General features: G+C 60.7%; 23 protein-coding genes and 1 tRNA gene. 12 read left to right on the top strand and 12 right to left on the bottom strand.

Annotated features, from left to right (window positions below; translation table 11 throughout):
* Window positions 1-56 precede the first annotated feature (56 nt).
* Window positions 57-1,703, bottom strand: coding sequence for a protein kinase domain-containing protein (locus tag L1071_RS06205; protein WP_378110387.1), 1,647 nt, complete (start codon window positions 1,701-1,703; stop codon window positions 57-59).
* Between the two features lie 262 nt (window positions 1,704-1,965).
* On the opposite strand from L1071_RS06205, the gene ppa reads away from it, so the two are divergent.
* Window positions 1,966-2,496: an inorganic diphosphatase gene (ppa, locus tag L1071_RS06200; protein ID WP_246970031.1), complete on the top strand. Its 531-nt coding sequence runs from the start codon at window positions 1,966-1,968 to the stop codon at window positions 2,494-2,496.
* Window positions 2,497-2,560: 64 nt separating this feature from the next.
* Here the strand turns inward: ppa and L1071_RS06195 are convergent, their stop codons facing one another.
* Window positions 2,561-3,571, bottom strand: coding sequence for a DUF2333 family protein (locus L1071_RS06195; protein WP_246970028.1), 1,011 nt, complete (start codon window positions 3,569-3,571; stop codon window positions 2,561-2,563).
* A 215-nt stretch (window positions 3,572-3,786) separates the two neighbouring features.
* Between L1071_RS06195 and aroQ the strand changes: the two genes are divergently transcribed.
* From aroQ to purH, 7 genes are all read left to right on the top strand, one after another.
* Entirely contained in the window at window positions 3,787-4,224 is a 438-nt protein-coding gene (aroQ, locus tag L1071_RS06190) for a type II 3-dehydroquinate dehydratase (protein ID WP_246970025.1), read from the top strand.
* A 62-nt stretch (window positions 4,225-4,286) separates the two neighbouring features.
* Window positions 4,287-4,751, top strand: a complete 465-nt coding sequence (gene accB / locus L1071_RS06185; protein ID WP_246970022.1) for an acetyl-CoA carboxylase biotin carboxyl carrier protein — start codon at window positions 4,287-4,289, stop codon at window positions 4,749-4,751.
* 70 nt (window positions 4,752-4,821) lie between these two features.
* Entirely contained in the window at window positions 4,822-6,168 is a 1,347-nt protein-coding gene (gene accC / locus L1071_RS06180; protein ID WP_246970019.1) for an acetyl-CoA carboxylase biotin carboxylase subunit, read from the top strand.
* A 68-nt stretch (window positions 6,169-6,236) separates the two neighbouring features.
* Window positions 6,237-7,136 carry a 50S ribosomal protein L11 methyltransferase gene (gene prmA, locus L1071_RS06175; RefSeq protein WP_246970017.1) on the top strand — a complete coding sequence of 300 codons (900 nt, stop codon included), beginning with the start codon at window positions 6,237-6,239 and terminating at the stop codon, window positions 7,134-7,136.
* Between the two features lie 97 nt (window positions 7,137-7,233).
* Window positions 7,234-8,265 carry a tRNA dihydrouridine synthase DusB gene (dusB, locus tag L1071_RS06170; RefSeq protein ID WP_246970016.1) on the top strand — a complete coding sequence of 344 codons (1,032 nt, stop codon included), beginning with the start codon at window positions 7,234-7,236 and terminating at the stop codon, window positions 8,263-8,265.
* Window positions 8,262-8,561, top strand: coding sequence for a DNA-binding transcriptional regulator Fis (fis, locus tag L1071_RS06165; RefSeq protein ID WP_246900847.1), 300 nt, complete (start codon window positions 8,262-8,264; stop codon window positions 8,559-8,561). The genes dusB and fis overlap by 4 nt, the downstream gene beginning before the upstream one ends.
* Before the next feature lie 100 nt (window positions 8,562-8,661).
* Window positions 8,662-10,251: a bifunctional phosphoribosylaminoimidazolecarboxamide formyltransferase/IMP cyclohydrolase gene (gene purH, locus L1071_RS06160; RefSeq protein ID WP_246970014.1), complete on the top strand. Its 1,590-nt coding sequence runs from the start codon at window positions 8,662-8,664 to the stop codon at window positions 10,249-10,251.
* A gap of 128 nt (window positions 10,252-10,379) precedes the next feature.
* Here purH and L1071_RS06155 read toward each other — a convergent pair whose 3' ends face one another.
* From L1071_RS06155 to L1071_RS06130, 6 genes are all read right to left on the bottom strand, one after another.
* Window positions 10,380-11,837: an NAD-dependent succinate-semialdehyde dehydrogenase gene (locus L1071_RS06155; protein ID WP_246970012.1), complete on the bottom strand. Its 1,458-nt coding sequence runs from the start codon at window positions 11,835-11,837 to the stop codon at window positions 10,380-10,382.
* A 117-nt stretch (window positions 11,838-11,954) separates the two neighbouring features.
* The gene (locus L1071_RS06150; protein WP_246970010.1) at window positions 11,955-12,395 is read right to left on the bottom strand and encodes a hypothetical protein; all 441 of its coding nucleotides are present in this window, start codon (window positions 12,393-12,395) and stop codon (window positions 11,955-11,957) included.
* Between the two features lie 44 nt (window positions 12,396-12,439).
* Window positions 12,440-12,838 (bottom strand): dihydroneopterin triphosphate 2'-epimerase, encoded by a 399-nt coding sequence (folX, locus tag L1071_RS06145; RefSeq protein WP_097023008.1) that lies wholly within the window; start codon window positions 12,836-12,838, stop codon window positions 12,440-12,442.
* A gap of 58 nt (window positions 12,839-12,896) precedes the next feature.
* Window positions 12,897-13,451, bottom strand: a complete 555-nt coding sequence (gene folE, locus L1071_RS06140) for a GTP cyclohydrolase I FolE (RefSeq protein ID WP_246900859.1) — start codon at window positions 13,449-13,451, stop codon at window positions 12,897-12,899.
* A 172-nt stretch (window positions 13,452-13,623) separates the two neighbouring features.
* Window positions 13,624-14,607 (bottom strand): serine/threonine protein kinase, encoded by a 984-nt coding sequence (locus L1071_RS06135; protein WP_246970008.1) that lies wholly within the window; start codon window positions 14,605-14,607, stop codon window positions 13,624-13,626.
* A gap of 33 nt (window positions 14,608-14,640) precedes the next feature.
* Window positions 14,641-15,339 carry a ComFC family protein gene (locus L1071_RS06130; RefSeq protein ID WP_246970005.1) on the bottom strand — a complete coding sequence of 233 codons (699 nt, stop codon included), beginning with the start codon at window positions 15,337-15,339 and terminating at the stop codon, window positions 14,641-14,643.
* A gap of 94 nt (window positions 15,340-15,433) precedes the next feature.
* Between L1071_RS06130 and bioB the strand changes: the two genes are divergently transcribed.
* From bioB to L1071_RS06115, 3 genes are all read left to right on the top strand, one after another.
* Window positions 15,434-16,483 carry a biotin synthase BioB gene (gene bioB / locus L1071_RS06125; RefSeq protein ID WP_246970002.1) on the top strand — a complete coding sequence of 350 codons (1,050 nt, stop codon included), beginning with the start codon at window positions 15,434-15,436 and terminating at the stop codon, window positions 16,481-16,483.
* A gap of 102 nt (window positions 16,484-16,585) precedes the next feature.
* A tRNA-Leu gene (locus L1071_RS06120) sits at window positions 16,586-16,670 on the top strand.
* Between the two features lie 128 nt (window positions 16,671-16,798).
* Window positions 16,799-16,948, top strand: coding sequence for a hypothetical protein (locus L1071_RS06115; RefSeq protein WP_246969999.1), 150 nt, complete (start codon window positions 16,799-16,801; stop codon window positions 16,946-16,948).
* A gap of 10 nt (window positions 16,949-16,958) precedes the next feature.
* Here the strand turns inward: L1071_RS06115 and L1071_RS06110 are convergent, their stop codons facing one another.
* Window positions 16,959-17,321, bottom strand: coding sequence for a helix-turn-helix domain-containing protein (locus L1071_RS06110; protein ID WP_246969996.1), 363 nt, complete (start codon window positions 17,319-17,321; stop codon window positions 16,959-16,961).
* A gap of 27 nt (window positions 17,322-17,348) precedes the next feature.
* Window positions 17,349-17,600: a type II toxin-antitoxin system RelE family toxin gene (locus L1071_RS06105; RefSeq protein WP_246969994.1), complete on the bottom strand. Its 252-nt coding sequence runs from the start codon at window positions 17,598-17,600 to the stop codon at window positions 17,349-17,351.
* Between the two features lie 180 nt (window positions 17,601-17,780).
* Between L1071_RS06105 and L1071_RS06100 the strand changes: the two genes are divergently transcribed.
* Window positions 17,781-17,933, top strand: coding sequence for a hypothetical protein (locus L1071_RS06100; RefSeq protein WP_246969992.1), 153 nt, complete (start codon window positions 17,781-17,783; stop codon window positions 17,931-17,933).
* 347 nt (window positions 17,934-18,280) lie between these two features.
* On the opposite strand, the gene L1071_RS06095 is transcribed toward L1071_RS06100, so the two are convergent.
* Both L1071_RS06095 and L1071_RS06090 read right to left on the bottom strand, forming a co-directional pair.
* Entirely contained in the window at window positions 18,281-18,655 is a 375-nt protein-coding gene (locus L1071_RS06095) for a Rap1a/Tai family immunity protein (RefSeq protein WP_246969990.1), read from the bottom strand.
* 102 nt (window positions 18,656-18,757) lie between these two features.
* Window positions 18,758-20,515 (bottom strand): methyl-accepting chemotaxis protein, encoded by a 1,758-nt coding sequence (locus tag L1071_RS06090; protein WP_246969988.1) that lies wholly within the window; start codon window positions 20,513-20,515, stop codon window positions 18,758-18,760.
* Window positions 20,516-20,710: the final 195 nt, after the last annotated feature.

Here is a 20,710-nt window from a genome sequence, read left to right as displayed (position 1 = left end):
CGGAGCCCTATGCGTGCTCGACAATGCCTGACGGCGCCCCGACGTATCCGAAGGCTTTACCCCAGCCACCAGGACAGCAACAACAGTAGCAGCAGCACGCCGGCCACTATTTTCCATAGCGTGGCCGGTTGTTGCCATGGCTGGCGGGCTTCGGAGTCGTCGCGGCGCTTGGGCGTGCGTAGATGGGAGGCGAACTCGCCCAGGCGGCGAAAGCGCAGCGCACGCTGGGGGTCGAGCGAGCGCCGCAGGGCGCCATCGAGATCGGTATCGATGGCGGGATTGTAGCGCCGTGCACTGGTATAACTCATGCGCTCGAGATCGGTATGGCTGCGTAGCTCGTTGGGCGCTAACGCATAGGGCTGGTGCCCGGTCAGCAGCCAGTAGATAGTCGAGGCCAGCGCGTATTGATCGCTGCGCCGCCCTACTTCGGTATCCAGCGCATATTCCGGTGCGCTGTGCTCGTTCAATCCCACCTGACGCGCCAGTTCGCGCGCCCCTTGCTGGCTATCGCTTTCGCGTAAATGGCAAGCGCCGAAATCCGTCAGTACCAGTTGGCCATGCGAATCGACCATCAGATTATCGGGGTGAATGTTCTGGTGCAGCACATCGCGGCGATGCAGCGCCTGCACTGCCTTGACCAATTGCCGCGCCAAATCCAGGCGTGCCTCGAGACTCGCCTGGGGGTGGCGTAGCGCCCAGTCGCTGAGCGATTCGCCCTTGATGTACTCAAGCAGGTAATACTGGTAACGGCGCGGGCGGGCCGGGTCCACGACCTTGGCGACGAACGGGGAGTTGACCCGCTGCACGATCCACTGCTGAAGCGCGAAATGTTCCTGATAGGCGTTGCGCAGCGATAATTCAGGGCTCGGCGCCTTCATCACTATCTCGCGCTCGTTACGCGCATCATGCACGCGATAGACACGCGACTTGGCCGTACGCGACAACACCTCCTGCACCTCGAGCCCATCGAGACGCTCCCCAGGCGTCAATTCGGGGGGCACCGGCAAGTCACCATATAACGGCATGGGGTGCTCAGGCTCGACCTCCTCGGGCAGTCGGTCGATGCGCACCAATTGGAAGCAGAATTGGTCGCCGCCGTAACCACGCTCCTGTGCCCGGGCCAGCGACGCTTCAGCCAGGCGCTCGCAAGTCGCATCGAGATCGCTGACATCGGCACGGATCAACTGTACGAAATCCGAGGGGAGCAAGGTGCCGCGCACGGCCTGGGTGGTGAACAGGAAAAGATCGCCCTGCTTGAGCGAATCCGTCACGTAATCGATGTCGAGGCTACCGTCCATGCCTAACGCACGTGACGGATAGCGATAACCGCCCAGATCGGTAACGTGATCGCGAGACATTTGCTCGAATTCCGCACCGCGCAGGCGGAACACCAAGGTGTCCCCCATGTGAAAGAGATGCACCTCGCGATGACGAAACACCATGGCCGACAGCGAGCAAATATAACTGCCGCCTTCGATGTAGGCGCTTTGGCTATAGCTCCAGCCGTTCAGGGCATGCAGCACGCGATGTGCCGATGTCTTGACGTCCCAATGCTCGGGTGTCGAGTAGTAATCGGCGAGAAAGCCTCGTACGCTCAGGTCTCCGGCTTGCTTGGCGATAGCATTGCGCCAGGTGGAATCACTGATCAGGGCGCAGGCGCCCTTGGCGGACAATTGCGAACCGCCGGGTATTTGCACCGACATCGAACTACGATGGCGACGCCGATCCGGTGCCACGAATGCCTGACCGAAGCTGATAGAAAGGCTGCTTTCCGTCAACGAGCGTCTCCTTGTCGATGATGATGAGACGGATAATTCTCGCGTTCGCTGAGCATGACAACGCAAGACGACGATTGCATGATGCCATTTGCGTCCCACGTCGGTTGGTAAACGCTGGACGCTACTCGTATAATTCTTCGGATTTTCCCCCGCTGGTGTTCAACCTGCAAACCGCAAGGACTCGACGATGAGTTTCAAAGACATTCCCGCAGGCAAGGATCTACCCAACGACGTCTACGTGGCGATCGAGATCCCCGCCAATCACGCACCGATCAAGTACGAGATCGACAAGGACATGGACGCGCTGGTCGTCGACCGCTTCATGGCCACGCCGATGTTCTACCCGGCCAACTACGGCTTCATCAACAACACCCTGGCCGACGACGGCGATCCGCTCGACGCACTGGTGGTCACACCGTACCCGGTTCAGCCGGGGAGCGTGATTCGTGCCCGCCCGGTCGGCGTTCTCAACATGTCCGACGAAGCCGGCGAAGACGCCAAGCTGGTCTGCGTTCCGCACGCCAAGCTGAGCGCGCTGTATGACGACGTACAGGAAGTCACCGACTTGCCCGAGCTGCTGCGCCAACAGATCGCGCATTTCTTCGAGAACTACAAGGATCTCGAGAAAGGCAAATGGGTGAAGATCGATTCTTGGGACGGCGCTGACGCCGCTCGCAAGGCGATCGAGAAGGCCGCGGACGCTTACACCAAAGCCTGAAGCGCTCGTCGCCCGTCCAACACCCCGCGCCGGATAACCCCGCCGCGGGGTGTTTTGTTAGGGCTTATTGCGATTCGAGATCGCCGCGTATCTCTTGGATCAGTTGCGATGCCCGCAGCGTGTAGTTGGCCATCATCAGCGAGTGATTGGCGAAGATGCCAAAGCCGCTGCCATTGAGCACTACCGGACTCCACACGCGTGCCTGCGACGCTTCAAGCTCGTCGATCAACCGATCGAGCTTTTCACCGACACCTGCCGCCTCGATGGCCGGTGCAAAGTCACGCTTGGCCGCCTCGAGCAGGTGCATCAAGGCCCAGGTATTGCCGCGCGCTTCGAAGAAGACGTTGTCGATACGCCCCCACGGGGTGCTCTCACCATCCTCTCCGGTCTCTATATCGGCACTGCGACGCTCGGTGCTTCCCACGCTCGCCGCCAGACGTTGCGTCTGCTGGTCGAGTCGAGTCTGCACGCGCGCCAGCCAAGCAACCAACGCTGGCGCCTCCTGTGAGAAATCCGCCTGCTGTTCATTCAAGCGCCCCAGGTAATCGCGCAGCGCCTCGCGTGCTTCTTGGTAACGACCCTCGGCTGACGGAAAGCGCCAGGCATCACTACGCGTTGCTAGGGAATCGACGGCTTGTTGAAGATCATCATCGTCACTGGCGATGGAATCATTGAGGGCCGCACTCATAGCACGCACTTGCCCCAGCACGCCATGCTCCCAGCTCGGCATGTTATCCAGCCACAGTCCTGGCGGCGCGATATCGTTGCGCAAATAACCACCGGGCTTGTCGAGTAAACTACCAAGAAGCGTCAAGGTCGTTGCAGTCACGGTCTCGCCAGGCCGAGGGGCGTCCGACGCGGCCTCGGCACCGGATGACTGCGCGGCACCGCGCTGCACGCCCACCGCGTCATCGACGCTGAAGTCATCGGGCCGTTGGCTCCACCAGACGCCCAGCGCCACGCAGACCACCAGGTAGATGATCAGCAAGGCGACCAAGGGCTTCCAGATCCAGCCATACTGGGGCGATTCCAGAACATTGCGCTGGTGACGCTCACGCTTGCGAAAAAGAGCCATAAGACGTCCTTGTGATGAAGTTGAGAGCAGTGACTCCCATCCTATCATGCAGTGGCGTTTTTGCTTGTGCCAACGCAAACTAGACAGCTCGTCCGTTTTTGGGCAAACTCCGCCCACACTAACGATATATGGCACCAGCGGCGGCATCTTGCGTGATCGTGCCGTGATCTAAGCCAATCCTGAACAGGTTAACAGCGTCAATCAGGACCCATGACATGGCGAAGCTTCTCGTACTCAACGGCCCTAACCTCAACCTGCTCGGCACTCGCGAGCCAGGCGTTTACGGCACCACCACCCTCGAGGACATTCGTCTGCGCCTGACCCAGCGCGCCTTGGATGCCGGGCATCGACTCGATTGGCTACAGTCCAACGCCGAGCACCAGCTCATCGAGCGGGTGCATGCGGCACGCGACGACGGCACCGACTTCATCCTGATCAACCCGGCCGCTTTCACGCACACCAGCGTCGCCCTGCGCGATGCACTCACGGGTGTCGCCATCCCTTTCATCGAGCTGCATCTTTCCAACGTGCATGCGCGCGAGCCATTTCGCGCGCATTCGTATTTTTCGGATGTCGCTCGCGGCGTCATCGCCGGATTCGGCGCCGACAGTTACGAGCTTGCCCTGGAGGCCGCGCTACGCCAGCTCGGCTGACAGCGACCACGCTCCGATGGCAAACCACGCCACCTCACTTTCACATTGATCGAGACAGGCTTATGGATATTCGCAAGGTCAAGAAACTCATCGAACTCCTGGAAGAGTCCAATATCAGCGAGATCGAAATCCAGGAAGGCGAGGAATCCGTGCGTATCAGCCGCCACACCGGTGGTTTCAGCGCACCGCCCGCCGCCCAGGCCCCTGCGCCGGCCGCAGCACCTGCTCCTGCCGCGCCGAGCGCAGCGGCCGCTCCAGAGGCTGAATCTGAAACAGTACCTGCGCAGCCCAGCGGCCATCCAGTGACCTCACCCATGGTCGGTACCTTTTACCGCTCGCCGGCGCCGGGCGCCAAAGCCTTCGTGGAAGTCGGCCAAAGCGTCAAGAAAGGCGAGACCGTGTGCATCGTCGAAGCCATGAAGATGATGAACCAGATCGAAGCCGACCAAGATGGTGTGATCGAAGCCATCATGGTCGAGGACGGCGAACCAGTCGAATTCGACCAGCCGATGGTCATCATCTCTTGAAGCCGTTTGCGATCGCCTTTGACTGTCGATCGCGAAACGCTTCCGAGCTTACATAGAGACGGACGACACTATGTTGGACAAGGTACTCATCGCCAACCGTGGCGAGATCGCTCTTCGTATACTGCGCGCCTGCAAGGAACTGGGCATCAAGACCGTTGCGGTCCACTCCAAGCCGGACCGTGACCTCATGCATGTGCGCCTGGCCGACGAAGCCGTGTGCATCGGGCCGGCCTCCTCCGCGCAGTCGTATCTGAACATCCCGGCGCTGATCAGCGCTGCCGAGGTCACCGATTCTAGCGCCATCCATCCCGGCTATGGCTTTCTCTCCGAGAACGCCAACTTCGCCGAGCAGGTTGAGCGTTCAGGCTTCGTATTCGTCGGCCCGCGCGCCGAAACCATCCGCATGATGGGCGACAAGGTCAGCGCCATTTCAGCGATGAAGGCCGCCGGCGTCCCCACCGTGCCCGGCTCCGATGGCCCGCTCCCCGAAGATAACGACGAAGCTATCCTGGCCACCGCCCAACGCATCGGTTACCCGGTGATGATCAAGGCCGCCGCTGGCGGTGGCGGACGCGGCATGCGCGTGGTGCACAGCGAGGACAGCCTGCTTTCCTCAGTCAGCGTGACGCGCAACGAGGCCGATTCGGCCTTCGGCGACGGCACGTTGTACATGGAGAAGTACCTCGAGAATCCGCGTCACATCGAGGTGCAGGTGCTGGCCGACGGCCAGGGCAATGCCATTCATCTCTACGATCGCGATTGCTCCCTGCAGCGCCGTCACCAGAAAGTGCTGGAAGAGGCGCCCGCCCCGCATCTCGACCCCAAAGCCCGCGAGAACGTTTTCAAGGCCTGTATCGACGCCTGCATCGAGATCAATTACCGCGGCGCCGGCACCTTCGAGTTTCTCTACGAAGACGGCCAGTTCTTCTTCATCGAGATGAACACCCGCGTTCAGGTCGAACATCCGGTCTCCGAAATGGTCACCGGCGTGGACATCGTCAAGGAACAGCTGCGCATCGCTTCCGGCTTGCCGTTGGAGATCACCCAGGAAGATGTCCAGCTCCATGGGCACGCCTTCGAGTGCCGGATCAACGCCGAGGACTCGCGCACCTTCATGCCCTCGCCGGGTAAGATCGATCTCTATCACGCCCCGGGTGGCCTGGGCGTACGCATGGACTCGCATATTTACACCGGCTATAGCGTGCCGCCGCACTACGATTCGCTGCTCGGCAAGCTGATCACCTGGGGGGCGAGTCGCGAGACCGCGCTGACACGCATGCGCAATGCCCTCGATGAACTGCTGGTCGAAGGCATCAAGACCAATATCGACCTACAGAAGGATCTGGTCCGCGATAGCGCGTTCCAGCAAGGCGGGGTAAATATTCACTACCTCGAGAAAAAGCTTGGCCTGACCTAATCAGCCCACGCGACTCGACACGGGGCGGCCTTGGCCGTCCCGTTTGCGTTGATGCTCAAGGAGACTTCATGCCCTGGCTACAACTCAAGGCACATATCGCCCCGCAGCATGCCGAGACCCTGGAAGAGCTGCTGCTGGCCGAAGGTGCTCAGGCCATCACCCTGCAGGACGCTTACGACGACCCCGTCTTCGAGCCTGAAAGCGGTACCACGCCGCTGTGGGATGAAACCGTGCTCACCGGTCTCTACGACGACCTGGAGGACATCGAGCCGATGCTCGACCGAGTCCGCCAGCAATGGGCCGCCGAGATGGCCGACGAACCCTGCCCCGAGATCGACTACGAGCTGCTCGCCGATCGCGACTGGGAGCGCGAGTGGATGGACGATTTCACTCCGCTCAAGATGGGCGAACGGCTATGGGTGGTGCCCAGCTGGCATGCCGCTCCCGAGCCCGATGCCGTCAATCTGCTGCTCGATCCCGGCCTGGCGTTCGGCACCGGCACGCACCCCACCACCGCGCTGTGCCTCGGCTGGCTCGACGGCCTCGATCTCGACGCGAGCAAGGTACTGGATTTCGGCTGCGGCTCCGGCATTCTGGCCATCGCCGCGCTCAAACTAGGGGCCGAGCACGCCACAGGCACCGATATCGACCCACAGGCCCTGCAGGCCAGTCGTGAAAACGCCCAGCGTAATGCCATTACCGATGAGCAGTTGTCGCTGTGCTATCCGGAGCGGCTCGCGGCACAACGCTACGAGGTAGTGGTCGCCAATATTCTCGCCGGCCCCCTGGTCGAACTGGCGCCGACGCTTTGTGCCCACCTCGCCCCCCGCGGTCGCCTCGCTTTATCCGGTATTCTCGCGGGGCAAGCCGAAGAGGTCATGGACGCCTATCGCGCCCAAGGCATCGACCTCGACACCCCGTGCGAGCGCGAAGGTTGGGTGCGCATTACCGGTGTCGCCGCCTCATGATGAAGGCCAACCACGCCAGGGGCGACGAAAAGCCCCTTCAAGAACATCGTGCTGACGGCTATCATAAGCCCCTTTCACCACCTAGACGCCCCTCGTGATGCCGACCTACGTCTCATCTCCGGTGACGCCGTTGCCGCACATCGGCCCTTACGCATTGCCCAATCGAGCGATTCTCGCGCCCATGGCGGGCGTGACCGATCGCCCATTTCGGCAATTGTGCCGGGAGCTCGGCGCGGGCCTGGTGGTCTCGGAAATGGTCACCGCCGATGCGCGCCTATGGCATACCCGCAAGTCGCGGCAGCGTCTCGATCATGCCGGCGAGCCCGGCCCCCGCGATGTCCAGATCGCCGGTGGCGACCCGGAAATGCTCGCCGAAGCCGCACGCCTCAACGTCGCGCAAGGCGCCGAGATCGTCGATATCAACATGGGATGCCCCGCCAAGAAGGTCTGCAACAAGGCCGCCGGCTCCGCACTATTGCGTGATGAACGTTTGGTCGCGGCGATTCTCGAAGCGGTCGTTGCGGCCGTGGACGTGCCGGTGACATTGAAGATCCGCACCGGCTGGTGCGCGGCGTCGCGCAACGGCATACGTGTGGCGCAACTGGCCGAGGCTGCCGGCATCCAGGCGCTTGCGGTGCATGGCCGTACTCGCGAACAGCGCTATAGTGGCGACGCCGAATACGATACCATCGCCGCCATCAAGCAAGCGGTGTCGCTGCCGGTGTTCGCCAATGGTGATATCGACAGTGCCGAAAAAGCCGCCCGCATCCTCGACTACACTAAGGCGGACGCGGTCATGATCGGACGCGGCGCCCAAGGCAATCCGTGGATCTTTCGCGAGATCGAGCACTATTTACGTACCGGTGACGTCCTGGCCCGCCCGACGCCCGCAGAGATCGCTACCGTGATGCAGCGTCATCTCGAGGCACTGCATGCCTTTTACGGTGAGCACATGGGGGTGCGCATCGCACGCAAGCATGTGGGCTGGTATCTCGCCACTCGCCCACAAGCGGCGGCATTGCGCGCACGCTTCAACGTTCTGGAACAGCCCTCGGCCCAACACCGCTTCGTGGATGCGCTTGCCCACGATGCGCCGGCGTTGGCCTCAAATGGAAGCAATGCAGCATGACCAGCAGGCAAGCATTTCCCATCGATCAGAATACGCTCGATGCCAGTGCCACGGCATCGCCAGCACATCAGCAAACCCTGCGTGAGTCGGTCGAGCTCGCCATGCAGCGCTACTTCGGCCACCTGGATGGCGAAACGGTCAGCGACCTTTATGCCATGGTGCTGACCGAGGTCGAAGTGCCCTTGCTGGAAGCCGTGATGCGCTATGCCGACGGCAATCAAACCCGCGCCGCCGACATGCTGGGCCTCAATCGCGGCACCCTGCGCAAGAAGCTCAAGCAGTACGACCTGATCTAAACCCGAATCGATCCAACAAGGGCGCCCTCGCCAGGCGCCCTTAACGTTTCACGCTATTGTCTGGCGTCAATCGTCCCTCACCTTTCAAGAGTGGAGCCTCATGGCCGATCACACCGCATCCTCGTCTCCCCAGCCCGTGCGTCGCGCATTGATCAGCGTGTCCGACAAGACCGGCATCGTCGATTTCGCCCGCGAACTCAGCACGCACGGCGTTGCCCTGCTCTCCACCGGCGGCACCTTTCGCCTGCTCAATGAACACGGCATTCCGGTCACGGAAGTCTCGCAGCATACCGGCTTCCCGGAAATCATGGATGGCCGCGTCAAGACGCTGCACCCCAAGATTCACGGCGGCATTCTCGGGCGTCGCGGACAGGATGATGAAGTAATGGCCGAGCACGGCATCGACGCCATCGATATGGTCGTGGTCAACCTCTACCCCTTCGCCGAGACCATCGCGCGTGACGGCTGCACGCTGGAAGAAGCCATCGAGAACATCGACATCGGCGGCCCCACCATGGTGCGTGCCTGCGCCAAGAACCACGCGCATACCAGCATCGTGGTCAATGCCTCTGACTATGGCCGCGTGCTCGACGATCTACGCACGCACGGCGGCGTCGGCGCCACGCTACGCTTCGACCTGGCGGTCAAGGCCTTCGAGCATACTGCGGGCTACGACGGTGCCATCGCCAACTATCTGGGCACCCTGGTAGAAGGCGGCGAGGCCAACTTCCCGCGAACCTATAACGTGCAGTTCCAGAAAAAACAGGCGATGCGCTACGGCGAAAATCCGCATCAGCAGGCGGCCTTCTATGCCGAAACCTGCGCTGACGAAGCCAGCGTGACCACGGCAGAGCAGCGTCAGGGCAAGGCATTGTCATTCAACAACGTCGCCGACACCGACGCCGCCTTCGAGTGCGTCAAGGGCTTCAGCGAGACCGCCTGCGTCATCGTCAAGCACGCCAACCCTTGCGGCGTCGCCGTCGCCGACACGCCGCTGGCGGCCTATCAGAACGCGTTCGCTACCGACCCCACCAGCGCCTTCGGCGGCATCATCGCCTTCAACCGCCCGCTGGACGCCGAGACGGCTCGCGCCATCGTCGACCGTCAGTTCGTCGAGGTGATCATCGCGCCGGGCATCGACGCCACCGCCGCCGAGATCGTCGCCGAAAAGAAGAATGTGCGCCTGCTCGATGTCAGCGAGCACTGGCCCAGCCAGCAACGTCCCACCCATGACCTCAAGCGCGTCACCGGCGGACTTCTGGTCCAGGACCGCGATCAGGGCATGGTCGAAGCCGACCAACTGCGCACCGTCACCGAGCGCGCACCCAGCGAGCAGGAACTAAGCGATCTCAGCTTCGCCTGGAAGGTCGCCAAGTTCGTCAAGTCCAACGCCATCGTCTATGCCAAGCACGGCCAGACCATCGGCGTGGGCGCCGGACAGATGAGCCGCGTCTACTCGGCCAGGATCGCCGGCATCAAGGCTGCCGACGAAGGCCTGGAAGTCCCCGGCTCGGTGATGGCCTCGGACGCTTTCTTCCCCTTCCGCGATGGCATCGACGCCGCCGCCGAAGCCGGCATCACCGCCGTCATTCAACCCGGCGGCTCGATGCGTGACCAGGAAGTGATCGACGCCGCCAACGAAGCCGGCATCGCCATGGTCTTCACCGCTATGCGTCACTTCAGGCACTGAAGCTCGAAGCCAGTCTGAGCCACGCCGAAAGCAAAACACCCTGCCGGATCATCCGACAGGGTGTTTTTCTTCAAACTTCCAGGCGCGAAGCGCCGCTCTTCACGCTTCGAGCTCCGGGCGAAGCCCAGTCAGCCTAGATCCATACACAGATACTTGGTTTCCATGTATTCGTCGATCCCGTACTTGGAGCCCTCACGCCCCAGTCCCGAGGCCTTGACGCCCCCGAACGGCGCGCTGGCGTTGGAGATCAAGCCCGTGTTGATGCCGACCATGCCATATTCCAGCGCTTCGGCCACACGCCAGACACGGCTCAGGTCGTTGGCGTAGAAGTACGATGCCAGCCCGAAGCGGGTATCGTTGGCCATCTGCACGGCGTCTTCCTCATCGTCGAACGGAATCACCGCCGCCAGTGGGCCGAAGGTTTCCTCGTGCGCGACCTTCATATCGGCATTGGCGTGACTCACCAGTGTCGGCGTGAAGAAGCGTCCACCCAGCGGATGCGTGTGACCGCCCAACAGCAACTCGGCACCTTTGTCGACGGCATCCTGGATATGCTCGGAGACCTTGGCGACGGCGTCATCGTCGATCAACGGCCCGATGTTCACGCCCTCTTCGGTCCCCGGGCCGACCTGCAATTCGCTGTTCATGGCCGCCGCCAGCTTTTCACTGAAGGCATTGATCACGCTGGACTGCACCAGAAAGCGGTTGGTGCACACGCAGGTCTGACCGGCGTTGCGGAACTTGCTGGCCATCGCGCCCTCGACGGCGGCATCGAGATCGGCATCCTCGAAGACCAGAAACGGCGCGTTACCGCCCAGTTCCAGCGAAATCTTCTGGATATGCTCGGCGGCGCCGGCCATCAATTGGCTGCCCACCTCGGTTGAGCCGGTGAAGGTGATCTTGCGCACCACAGGCGATTCGGTCAGCGCCTTGCCGATCTCGCTGGCACGCCCCGGCACCACGTTGAACACGCCGCGCGGCACCCCAGCCTGCTCGGCCAACGCCGCCAGCGCGGTCGCGGAAAACGGCGTCTGACTGGCCGGCTTGATGACGATCGGGCACCCTGCCGCCAACGCTGCGGCCGCCTTGCGAGTAATCATCGACGACGGAAAATTCCACGGCGTGATCGCCCCGACGACGCCGACCGGTTGTTTGAGCACCACGATGCGCTGGTTGGACTTGGCGGCAGGAATGGTATCGCCATAGACACGCCGTGCCTCCTCGGCAAACCAGCGCAGAAAGCTCGCCGCATAGGCGATCTCGCCAGCCGCCTCCTTGAGAGGCTTGCCCTGTTCGGCGGTCATGATCGCCGCTAGCTCGTCCTGATGCTTGAGCATCAAGTCGTACCATTTCATCAGGGTATCGGCGCGCTCTTGCGCTGTCAGGGCACGCCAGGCCGGCCAGGCCGACTCAGCGGCTTCGATGGCACGCTCGGTCTCGGCACGCCCCAGCTTGGGCATGCGCCCCACGACCTCACCGGTGGCCGGGTCGTCGACCTCTATCTGTTCGCCGCTGTCCGCTGCCACCCAATTGCCGTCGATATAGGCAAAGGGGCGAAACAGCGAGTTTTCCTGAAGGGACTCCATGGCGTTCTCCTTCCTGACAATGAAGGCGACGCTGGCCGTCGCCGTGAATTCATCTTATGCCGAGTCTTTCGGTGCCACCAAGCGCAGCGTTCACTGACATCCCATTCACCCTACACCTCAGATAAAGAGACTCAGCACCGCGATGGCGATGACAGCCCCGCACAATGCCTGCCCTCGGTAACGCGAAGGCGAGCGCCGTACCTGCCGGATCCCGAGCACTGCCAGTAGCACCGCCAGTGCATCAACTAACAGCATATACGACGCTAGCAGCGGCGCCACGGCAACGAGCACCAACGCCAGCACCGCCAAGGGAGACAATGAGGAAGATTTGACGTGCCCCTGATCGTCACGCGTCTGCCGCGCGGTGCGCTGAGGCACGGGCGCGTCGAACACCTGCTCGGCACGGCCGGCATCGCCATCGAAGCGTAGCCGACTGCCTTCCCTGGGAAGGCCTCGGCCGCGCCACTCGGTCAATGTGAATGTATAGCGATGCCCATCGTCGCCGACGATCACGCCGCGCTGGGTCACATCGTCGAAGGCTTCCAGCTTACCGTGCACGACGCGACTCCCGGCCACATCCCGATGGCATGATCATATCCGCCTCAGTCCAGCCGCGAGTCCGATAGCGTCACCGACACGGAGTCGGAAAAACGCAGTGCGAACGGCTTGTCGATTTCCACCTGCGCCGTGAGGACTTGCTCGTAACTCATGATGATATCCAGGACTTCACGGGTCATGCGTTCCAGCAACAGAAAGCGGTTATCTTCGACATAGCCGATGATGTGTTTGGTGATCGTACGATAATTGAGCGCCTGCTCGATATGATCGAACTTGACCGCACGCTCGGCGCGATAACGAATGGTGGCATTGATTACCACATCCTGGCGGTTCTGGATTTCCTCGTCCTTGATACCGATATGGGTACGCAGACGAAGATTCTTGATGCTGATCGTCGCCAGATCATGATCGAGGTGTTGATCGTTCAGGGCATGTAAGGCCATACGGCATTGCTCCTAAAGTGCGAAACGCGCGTCACGCGCGGTGGTGACCGATGTCCGCTCAGCCATGCGCCAGCGTCAAGAACTCCTGACGCGTGTTCAGGTTGTTGCGGAAGGCGCCCAACATCACGGAGGTCTTCATGCTTGAATTCTGCTTCTCGACCCCCCGCATCATCATGCACATGTGCTGCGCCTCGACGATCACCCCCACCCCGCGCGCTTCGGTCACCTCCTGTACGGCCTCGGCGATCTGGCGTGTCAGGTTTTCCTGGATCTGCATGCGTCGCGCATACATGTCGACGATACGCGCGAACTTGGAGAGCCCCAGCACCTTGCCCTTGGGCAGATACGCGATATGGCACTTGCCGATGAATGGCAACAGATGATGTTCACACATCGAATAAAGCTCGATGTCCTTGATTAGCACCATTTCGTCGGTTTGGGATTCGAATACCGCGCCGTTGACCAACGACTCGAGCGTCTGTCCATAGCCCTGATTGAGAAACTGCATGGCCTTGGCGGCTCGCATGGGCGTATCACGCAGCCCTTCCCGGTCGGGATCCTCGCCCAAGCCGGCGATGATGTCGCGGTAATGCGTTGCGAGTTCTTCTGTCATTTAAGTGCCTTTAAGTGCCTTCGTCATGACGCCCGACCGGGCATGCGTTACAAAATGAATACAACCACCGGAAGTTTGCCACATGGGCAAAGCGCGACGCACGCGCGATTCACGCCGACGTCGGCGATACTGCCTTCCCCGACGTCACGCATGGGTCTTCGAGGCGGCAAGGTCACGCCAGCCAGCGCGGATTTTCCAACGCCAGACGCTGTTGCTCAAGAATACGGATGTGCTGATCCCAATACCCCTCGCTGGCCACCCACGGGAAGGCCCGGGGAAACGCCGGATCTTCCCAGCGATCGACCAACCAGGCGCTGTGGCGCATCAAGCGCAACGTGCGTAGTGGCTCGATCCAGCGCAGTTGGCGTCGGTCGAACTCGACATGCTGTTCGTAGCCCTCGATCACTTCGGATAACTGCATCTGCCATTCGTCGGCTTCAGACGCCGTCAATAACATCCACAAATCCTGGATAGCCGGCGCGGTGCAGCAATCATCGAAGTCGACCAACGCAAAATCTTCATCGCGCCCCAGAATATTGCCCAGATGGCAGTCGCCATGTACGCGTTGTAAGGCCGTCTCCGGCCAGCGCTGTTCGACTAGCAACGCCTGCAGACGCTCGGCGATGCGGGTATACGCCTGGCGTTGACGGCGACTCAGCCAATCGCTTGCCAGCACGCGCTCACAACTCGATTGGCTGATCGCTATTGGCTCCTGCACCGGTCGCGTCTGGAAGGGACTACGGCGCGCCACGGCATGCACCTGGCCGATCAGGTCACCGAGGGCAAAGAGGTGCGCGGGGTTTTCGAGTTCCGGCGCCTGCCCCGAGACGTGCGGAAATAAAGCGAAGGCGAATCCGTAGGCATGGTGGAGCGTCTCATCATCATCGTCGCGCCACGGCGGCGCGCCGGGCACGCCCGCAGCGTCGAGCTCATCGAGAAAAGCATGCTCCTCGCGAATCTGTGCCTCGCTCCAGCGCTCGGGACGATAAAACTTGGCCACCCAACGGCGGCGGTCGTCGTCGCTCAACAAGAACACGCGATTCTCGTAACTGTTGAGCGCGAACGGCTCGCCCGGCAACCAAAAGCCCAACGACTCGACGGCATCGACCACATGCGCGGGCGACAACGTTTCAAAAGGGTGCTTCGGGGCGGTCATGGCGTATCCTGTTTAAGATGCCACCTCATGCTATCAGATTCCTCGCGGCGTACGCGTCATCGCCCAGGCTTCGACATGCTGTGCGCCCGCCTCTCGGCAGGCATCGGCCAGTACCGATAACGTACTGCCGGTGGTCATCACGTCGTCGACGAGCGCCACGTGAGCCGGCAAGCCTGGCGCAACGCGAAAAGCCCCGCGCACGTTGCCGCGACGTGCACGGCGTGTCAGCCCGCGCTGGGTCGGCGTGTCACGCTCGCGCCAGGCACGCCGACACGGCACGCCCAGTTGACGCGAGAGCTCACGCGTCAACCAGACGCTGTGATCGAAACCGCGCTCACGCCGCCGCTGCGGATGCGTCGGCACCGCCACGAGTGCCTCGGGTAACGCACCTTCCCGGCTATGCGCGAAGAGCGTTGCCAGCAAGATCCCCGCACGCGGCTGCGCGCCGAACTTGAAGCGTTGCAGCAACGCCTGCGAGGCCTCTTCGTAACGCAGTGGTGCCCGCGCCACATCGAAGGACGGCGCATGACGCAGACAGTGGCCGCAAAGCTCAGCGGGACGCGCCAACGGCTCGGCACAGCGCGCACAGGCCACGCGATTCCAGGGCAATTCCTCGAAGCACGCCTCGCACCAAGGCGACCCCAGCGGCGTCTTGCCAAGGCAAAAAGCACAGTGGCCCGGCAATCCCACGCGCACCGAGCAGTCAACCCGTGACTTTATTTTAGTTGACAAATACCAGATGCTTTTCGCTATCATCACAGTCAACCTTTTATTTTTCCAAGATTAACAGAGCCGCCCGGCCCTAACTCAACAGGAGCAGACTAGCATGCCTGCCACGCCCCACACGCAGCGTCACGATTGGACGCTCGAGGAAATCCAGGCCCTCTTCGATCAGCCTTTCAACGACCTGCTCTTTCAGGCACAACGCCTCCATCGCCAACACTTCGATGCCAATGCCATCCAGGTTGCCACGCTGTTATCGATCAAGACCGGCGCCTGTCCCGAGGACTGCAAATACTGTCCACAATCCGGGCACTACAATACCGGCTTGGGCAAGGAAACCTTGATGGATGTCGACGAGGTCGTTGCCCAGGCCCGCGCCGCCAAGGAGGCTGGCGCTTCGCGCTTCTGCATGGGGGCCGCCTGGCGCAGCCCACGCCAGCGCGATCTGCAAGTCGTCGAGGCCATGGTGCGCGAGGTCAAGGCTCTAGGGCTGGAAACCTGTGTCACGCTGGGCATGCTGGGCGGCGACCAGGCCCAACGTCTGGCCGATGCCGGGCTCGATTACTACAACCATAACCTGGACACCTCGCCGGAGTACTACGGCGAGATCATCACCACACGGCGCTACGCTGACCGACTCGACACGCTCGAGCATGTTCGCAACGCGGGCATGAAGATCTGCAGCGGCGGCATCTTGGGACTGGGCGAAACCCCGCGCGACCGCGCCTCCATGCTCCAGCAACTCGCGAACCTGACCCCGCACCCGGAGTCGGTGCCCATCAACATGCTGGTCAAGGTCGCCGGCACCCCCTTGGAAAACGCCGAGGACCTCGACCCTATCGAATTCATTCGTGCCATCGCAGTGGCCCGCATCATGATGCCGCAAAGCCACGTCCGTCTTTCCGCCGGGCGCGGTGAAATGAGCGAATCGACCCAGGCACTGGCCTTTCTCGCCGGCGCCAACTCGATTTTTTATGGCGACAAACTGCTCACCACCGACAATCCGGAGGTCAATGGCGACCGTCAACTCTTCGCCAAGCTCGGGCTGCATGCCGAAACGCTCAGCCTGCATGACGCAGCGCAGACGCCACCGTCCTTCCCGCACCAAGCGTTATATTACGACGCCACGAACGCCACCGCGACGCTCGAGTGAGCAATACCGACACCCGCCGAGGCGTTCACCGTGTCGCCTCGGCGCCCGTAGCGATTGACTTCCCTTCCTGCATACGTAGAATATCGCTCGATCTGCCAGACTGCGGATGTGGTGGAATTGGTAGACACGCTAGATTTAGGTTCTAGTGCCGAAAGGCGTGGGAGTTCGAGTCTCCCCATCCGCACCATTTTTTCTGTAAGTTGTTGTTTTTACTGATCAAGCATCTTCGATTTTCTCAGCTTCTCAGTCCCCGCCAAGTCCCCACGAAATCTATGAAACTCCAGCCGGCGCGTACGCACACGCTTCAATGCGCAGATGAAGGTGATCCTGGCCGGAGACACCGGCAAGAGTTGGTTGCAGCGCAACTGGCGCCCGCTGCTGCTGACCGTGATCATCATCGCCAGTGACTACCTGCTCACACCCTACTTGAGCGCCATGTTGAGATGGGGCGCTGTCATTCAGTGAGATCGGGCCGTTACGTCAGGTCGTTCAGTTCAACTTCCAGTACGTCGGCAAGCCGCTTTAACACGCTCAGCGATCCGGTTTTCTTGCCTGCTTCGAGCTCCGACAGATATCCCTGGCTGATACCCGCCCGCTCCGCGAGTTCGCCGGCACGCAGCCCTCGGTGCTCGCGGAACACTTTTACCGGTGCGACACCGTCCAGCAACGCATCCACTACCGCCATGGGAAACGATGCTTCACCGCGCGCCACGACCGCATTGGCAGCGTCGATATCGTCTTGATCTTCCAGCCGCGCAAGCAACGCGTGGTATTCCTGCTCGGGAATTACCACCAGCCGTTCACCGGTTGGGGTTTGAATCGTCTGAGGTGCGCTCATCTCGCCTCCTGTCAATTTACTGGTGCGTTATTGGTACACGCCACCACGGGCACCGATGTTAATGATGTCCAACACATCGCCACGTTCGTCGATGATCACCCGCCAACCGCCCACCCGCAGGCGAATATAATCGCTCCCCTTCAACGCCTTCACGTTATTACGCTGACTTGCCGGATCTTCTACGTAGGCCTTGATTTTGGCCTGTATGCGCTTTGCCTCTGGGCGTGGCATACGCTGCAATACCTTCAAGGCGCTTTTTCGGTAAGTGACCGTCTTCATGGCCCCATTATAGCTCATAGCGAAAAACGGGCAATATATTTTTAGCTAATAGCTAACGCCAGCCAGGCCGAATGGCGGCGCGTGCAGAAACCAGGGGCATTACACAGCAACCATGGGCGTAGACCTCCGTTGGCTACTAAACCTATGGGTGCATGATCCAAACGATGGAGGAACGCATACATGGATTTGTACACGGTTGAATTCAAGCTGCCGGGTGAGGATGAGCTCCGAAGCGAAGAGGTCGAGGCGGAGAGTGAAGCTGAAGCGCGCACGATCATTGATCGCCATCATAAGCCGTCTGAGATCATCAGCGTAAACGCTGACAGCGCTTGATTACTTGGGATAGCTGGGGGGGTGGAGCCTTTTTTGCTATCTCAATAGATTGCCCAGCTTGCGGGCGGGGCTGAAATGAACAGGCCGGTGATACGTTGAAAGAGAGAGCCCCCGAGGACGATCAGGAGCTCTCAATCAGCATAAGCCCATGTATCTGAATGAATTCAGCACGTCCTTGGCGGCTGAGCATCCGTCCTGGATGCAGGTATTTTGGCAAATTGCGAATGCAATAAACTTAACCTGCATTAACAAAGAGTCCATGAACGGAACAGAATGCCCCTAGCGGCTGTCCAGCCCCGTTTTTTTGGGGAGACAAACCTGCTGTTCACCCTGCACATGGCATCATGTCATTGACAGGCGTACGCCTTTTTCAAGGCCTCGGTCACTACGTCGCTGGCCGGTTCGCTCCAGCTTTCGGAGGCGCTTTCCAGATATTGCGACACTTCATCCAAGATATCACGGCCACGAACGTCACTTGGCGCACAAAGCTTTTCCTGGGATTCCAAGCGGTCGAAAATACCTAGTACATACCCGGTATAGGTGAAAAACTTACTGGTATCGTAGGACTCATCAGCACGAAATTGCTGGTAATGGCGCTGAAAATCGAGAAGGTCGGCACCATTGTAGAAATAGCCCCAGGCGTTGCCGATTCCCGCGCAGCCCAACCCGGCCACCAATACCACGCTCAATGCCCGTTTGGCGGTTTGTTTCTTATGACTCACCCTGGCTCCTTGCTTGTTCAATTGAGGCACGACATGGCGACCGCCGTCACGGTCGCCGAGAGAAGGAGTAAGCCGCGATATCGATAAGACGTCAACCGCTACCTAGAACTCCGCCCATTCGTCTTGAGACTGCGATTGTCGGATTGTCACCGGCGCATGGGCGGGTGTGGCGTCTTTCCCTGCATTAGGCCGCGATGCTTGGCGAGGTGACGTCAGGGAGGCACGCTCGTCATCACCCAACTGGAACGCCGCCAGCGTATGCGCCAGTGACTGCGCCTGGGCATTCAGTTCTTCAGCTGCGGTGCTGGTCTCTTCCACCATGGCGGCATTTTGTTGGGTCATGCGGTCGAGTTCGGCAACCGCTGTGTTGACCTGGCTGATGCCGTCGCTCTGCTCCTTGCCGGCGGCACTTATCTCGTTGATGACATCGCTGACACGCATCACGCTCTCGACAATCTCATGCATCGTCGCGCCCGCACTTTTGACGAGCTCCGTGCCGCGTTGCGTGCGTTGTGTGGAAGTCTCGATCAACGTGCGTATTTCCTTGGCGGCTTCGGCACTGCGGCTGGCAAGAATGCGCACCTCGCTGGCCACCACGGCGAATCCGCGCCCATGCTCGCCGGCACGTGCCGCCTCGACGGAAGCATTTAGCGCCAGAATATTGGTCTGGAAGGCGATGCTGTCCATCAAGGTGATAATCTCCCCTACCTGACGCGAGGCGGTATCGATATCCACCATGGTCTGTTCGACTTCACTCATCACCTCGCCACCCCGGCGCGCAACGCCGGCCGAATCCTGCGCCAGCTGATTGGCTTGCCCTGCCGAGTCAGCGGAATGCGAGACGGTGCCAGTGAGCTCTTCCATCGAGGCCGAGGTCTGCTGCAGGTTGGCCGCCGTCTGCTCGGTACGGCTGGAGAGGTCGTGGCTGACCTGCGTGATCTCGCCCGATGCGGAGTCAACCGCATGCGAGGCGCCGCGCACCTTGACCAGCGTATGCTGGATACGTTCGACAAAGGCATTGAAGCGTTCGGCCAATTCCCCGACTTCATCGTGACGCTCCACCGGCAAACGCCGCGTCAGATCAGCCTCCCCGGAAGCGATATCACTCATCGCCTGGGACGTGCGACGAATCGGCCCCACGATACGCCGCGTCATGATGACCGCCAGTAATGCCACGATCACGAACGCGATCACGCCAAGCCCAATCGTCACCAGCGCATTACGCCATATATCGGCGTTGAGATCCTCGCGCAAGGCAGCAATTTCAGCATCGATATCGGCGATGTAAACACCGGTACCGACCGCCCACTGCCACTCGTCTATATCCGCAATATACGAAAGCTTGGCTTCTTCCTCACCGCTCTCGGGATTGAGCCACGGGTATTCGTAAAAGCCGCCACCGTCGCGCGCCCGTGACACGAATTCGCGCACCAGGTAATCACCGTTGGGCGCCTGCAGGCCCGACATGTCGGTACCCTGCTTGTCGGGCGAAAACGGCAGCACCACATTATTGCCGTCGTAATCGTAGACAAAGACATAGCCATTGTTGCTATAGCGAATGCTGCGTAGCAGATCCGCCGCTTCGGCCTTGAGTTCTTCCACATTGGCATTATCGCTGTCACGAAGCGGTGCAATCGCCGATACCGCGGTATCGATCAAATCACGCAGGGCATCGCGTCGGTCGTCGATCAGAGAGGCACGACGCTCCTCAAGATCCTCCTCGGCCTGCTGTTTCATCTGATAGACCGTAGCGCACAAGATGACCGCACTGATAAGCACCAGGGGCAATAAGGTCGCCATGAGAATACGGGGTTGTAAACCCAGGTTTTGCAGCGATACGCGCTTCGCACTAGCTGGCATTGCGTTTCGACTCCATGGACGCGAAAAAACGATGGGCTTCGCTCACGACGACCGACGCCTCTAAAGCGTTATCGGCGAGTTCCCAATGTTTTGCATTCATCAAACGTCGAAACGCGGGCAAAAAAACGCCGGCTGACAATCAACCGGCGAGACGCCATGTACTGCATGGCGAGTGACATACGCCGGCCTTTACAG

This window comes from Chromohalobacter sarecensis, assembly GCF_023061135.1.
GTDB classification, from domain to species: Bacteria; Pseudomonadota; Gammaproteobacteria; order Pseudomonadales; family Halomonadaceae; genus Chromohalobacter; species Chromohalobacter sarecensis.
This window is presented reverse-complemented; position numbering and strand designations above follow the sequence as displayed.

Coding starts and splice junctions, on each gene's coding strand:
- L1071_RS06205 (WP_378110387.1), bottom strand. CDS start 1,703: ATGTCGGTGCAAATACCCGGCGGTTCGCAATTGTCCGCCAAGGGCGCC.
- ppa (WP_246970031.1), top strand. CDS start 1,966: ATGAGTTTCAAAGACATTCCCGCAGGCAAGGATCTACCCAACGACGTC.
- L1071_RS06195 (WP_246970028.1), bottom strand. CDS start 3,571: ATGGCTCTTTTTCGCAAGCGTGAGCGTCACCAGCGCAATGTTCTGGAA.
- aroQ (WP_246970025.1), top strand. CDS start 3,787: ATGGCGAAGCTTCTCGTACTCAACGGCCCTAACCTCAACCTGCTCGGC.
- accB (WP_246970022.1), top strand. CDS start 4,287: ATGGATATTCGCAAGGTCAAGAAACTCATCGAACTCCTGGAAGAGTCC.
- accC (WP_246970019.1), top strand. CDS start 4,822: ATGTTGGACAAGGTACTCATCGCCAACCGTGGCGAGATCGCTCTTCGT.
- prmA (WP_246970017.1), top strand. CDS start 6,237: ATGCCCTGGCTACAACTCAAGGCACATATCGCCCCGCAGCATGCCGAG.
- dusB (WP_246970016.1), top strand. CDS start 7,234: ATGCCGACCTACGTCTCATCTCCGGTGACGCCGTTGCCGCACATCGGC.
- fis (WP_246900847.1), top strand. CDS start 8,262: ATGACCAGCAGGCAAGCATTTCCCATCGATCAGAATACGCTCGATGCC.
- purH (WP_246970014.1), top strand. CDS start 8,662: ATGGCCGATCACACCGCATCCTCGTCTCCCCAGCCCGTGCGTCGCGCA.
- L1071_RS06155 (WP_246970012.1), bottom strand. CDS start 11,837: ATGGAGTCCCTTCAGGAAAACTCGCTGTTTCGCCCCTTTGCCTATATC.
- folX (WP_097023008.1), bottom strand. CDS start 12,838: ATGGCCTTACATGCCCTGAACGATCAACACCTCGATCATGATCTGGCG.
- folE (WP_246900859.1), bottom strand. CDS start 13,451: ATGACAGAAGAACTCGCAACGCATTACCGCGACATCATCGCCGGCTTG.
- L1071_RS06135 (WP_246970008.1), bottom strand. CDS start 14,607: ATGACCGCCCCGAAGCACCCTTTTGAAACGTTGTCGCCCGCGCATGTG.
- bioB (WP_246970002.1), top strand. CDS start 15,434: ATGCCTGCCACGCCCCACACGCAGCGTCACGATTGGACGCTCGAGGAA.
- L1071_RS06115 (WP_246969999.1), top strand. CDS start 16,799: ATGAAGGTGATCCTGGCCGGAGACACCGGCAAGAGTTGGTTGCAGCGC.
- L1071_RS06110 (WP_246969996.1), bottom strand. CDS start 17,321: ATGAGCGCACCTCAGACGATTCAAACCCCAACCGGTGAACGGCTGGTG.
- L1071_RS06105 (WP_246969994.1), bottom strand. CDS start 17,600: ATGAAGACGGTCACTTACCGAAAAAGCGCCTTGAAGGTATTGCAGCGT.
- L1071_RS06100 (WP_246969992.1), top strand. CDS start 17,781: ATGGATTTGTACACGGTTGAATTCAAGCTGCCGGGTGAGGATGAGCTC.
- L1071_RS06090 (WP_246969988.1), bottom strand. CDS start 20,515: ATGCCAGCTAGTGCGAAGCGCGTATCGCTGCAAAACCTGGGTTTACAA.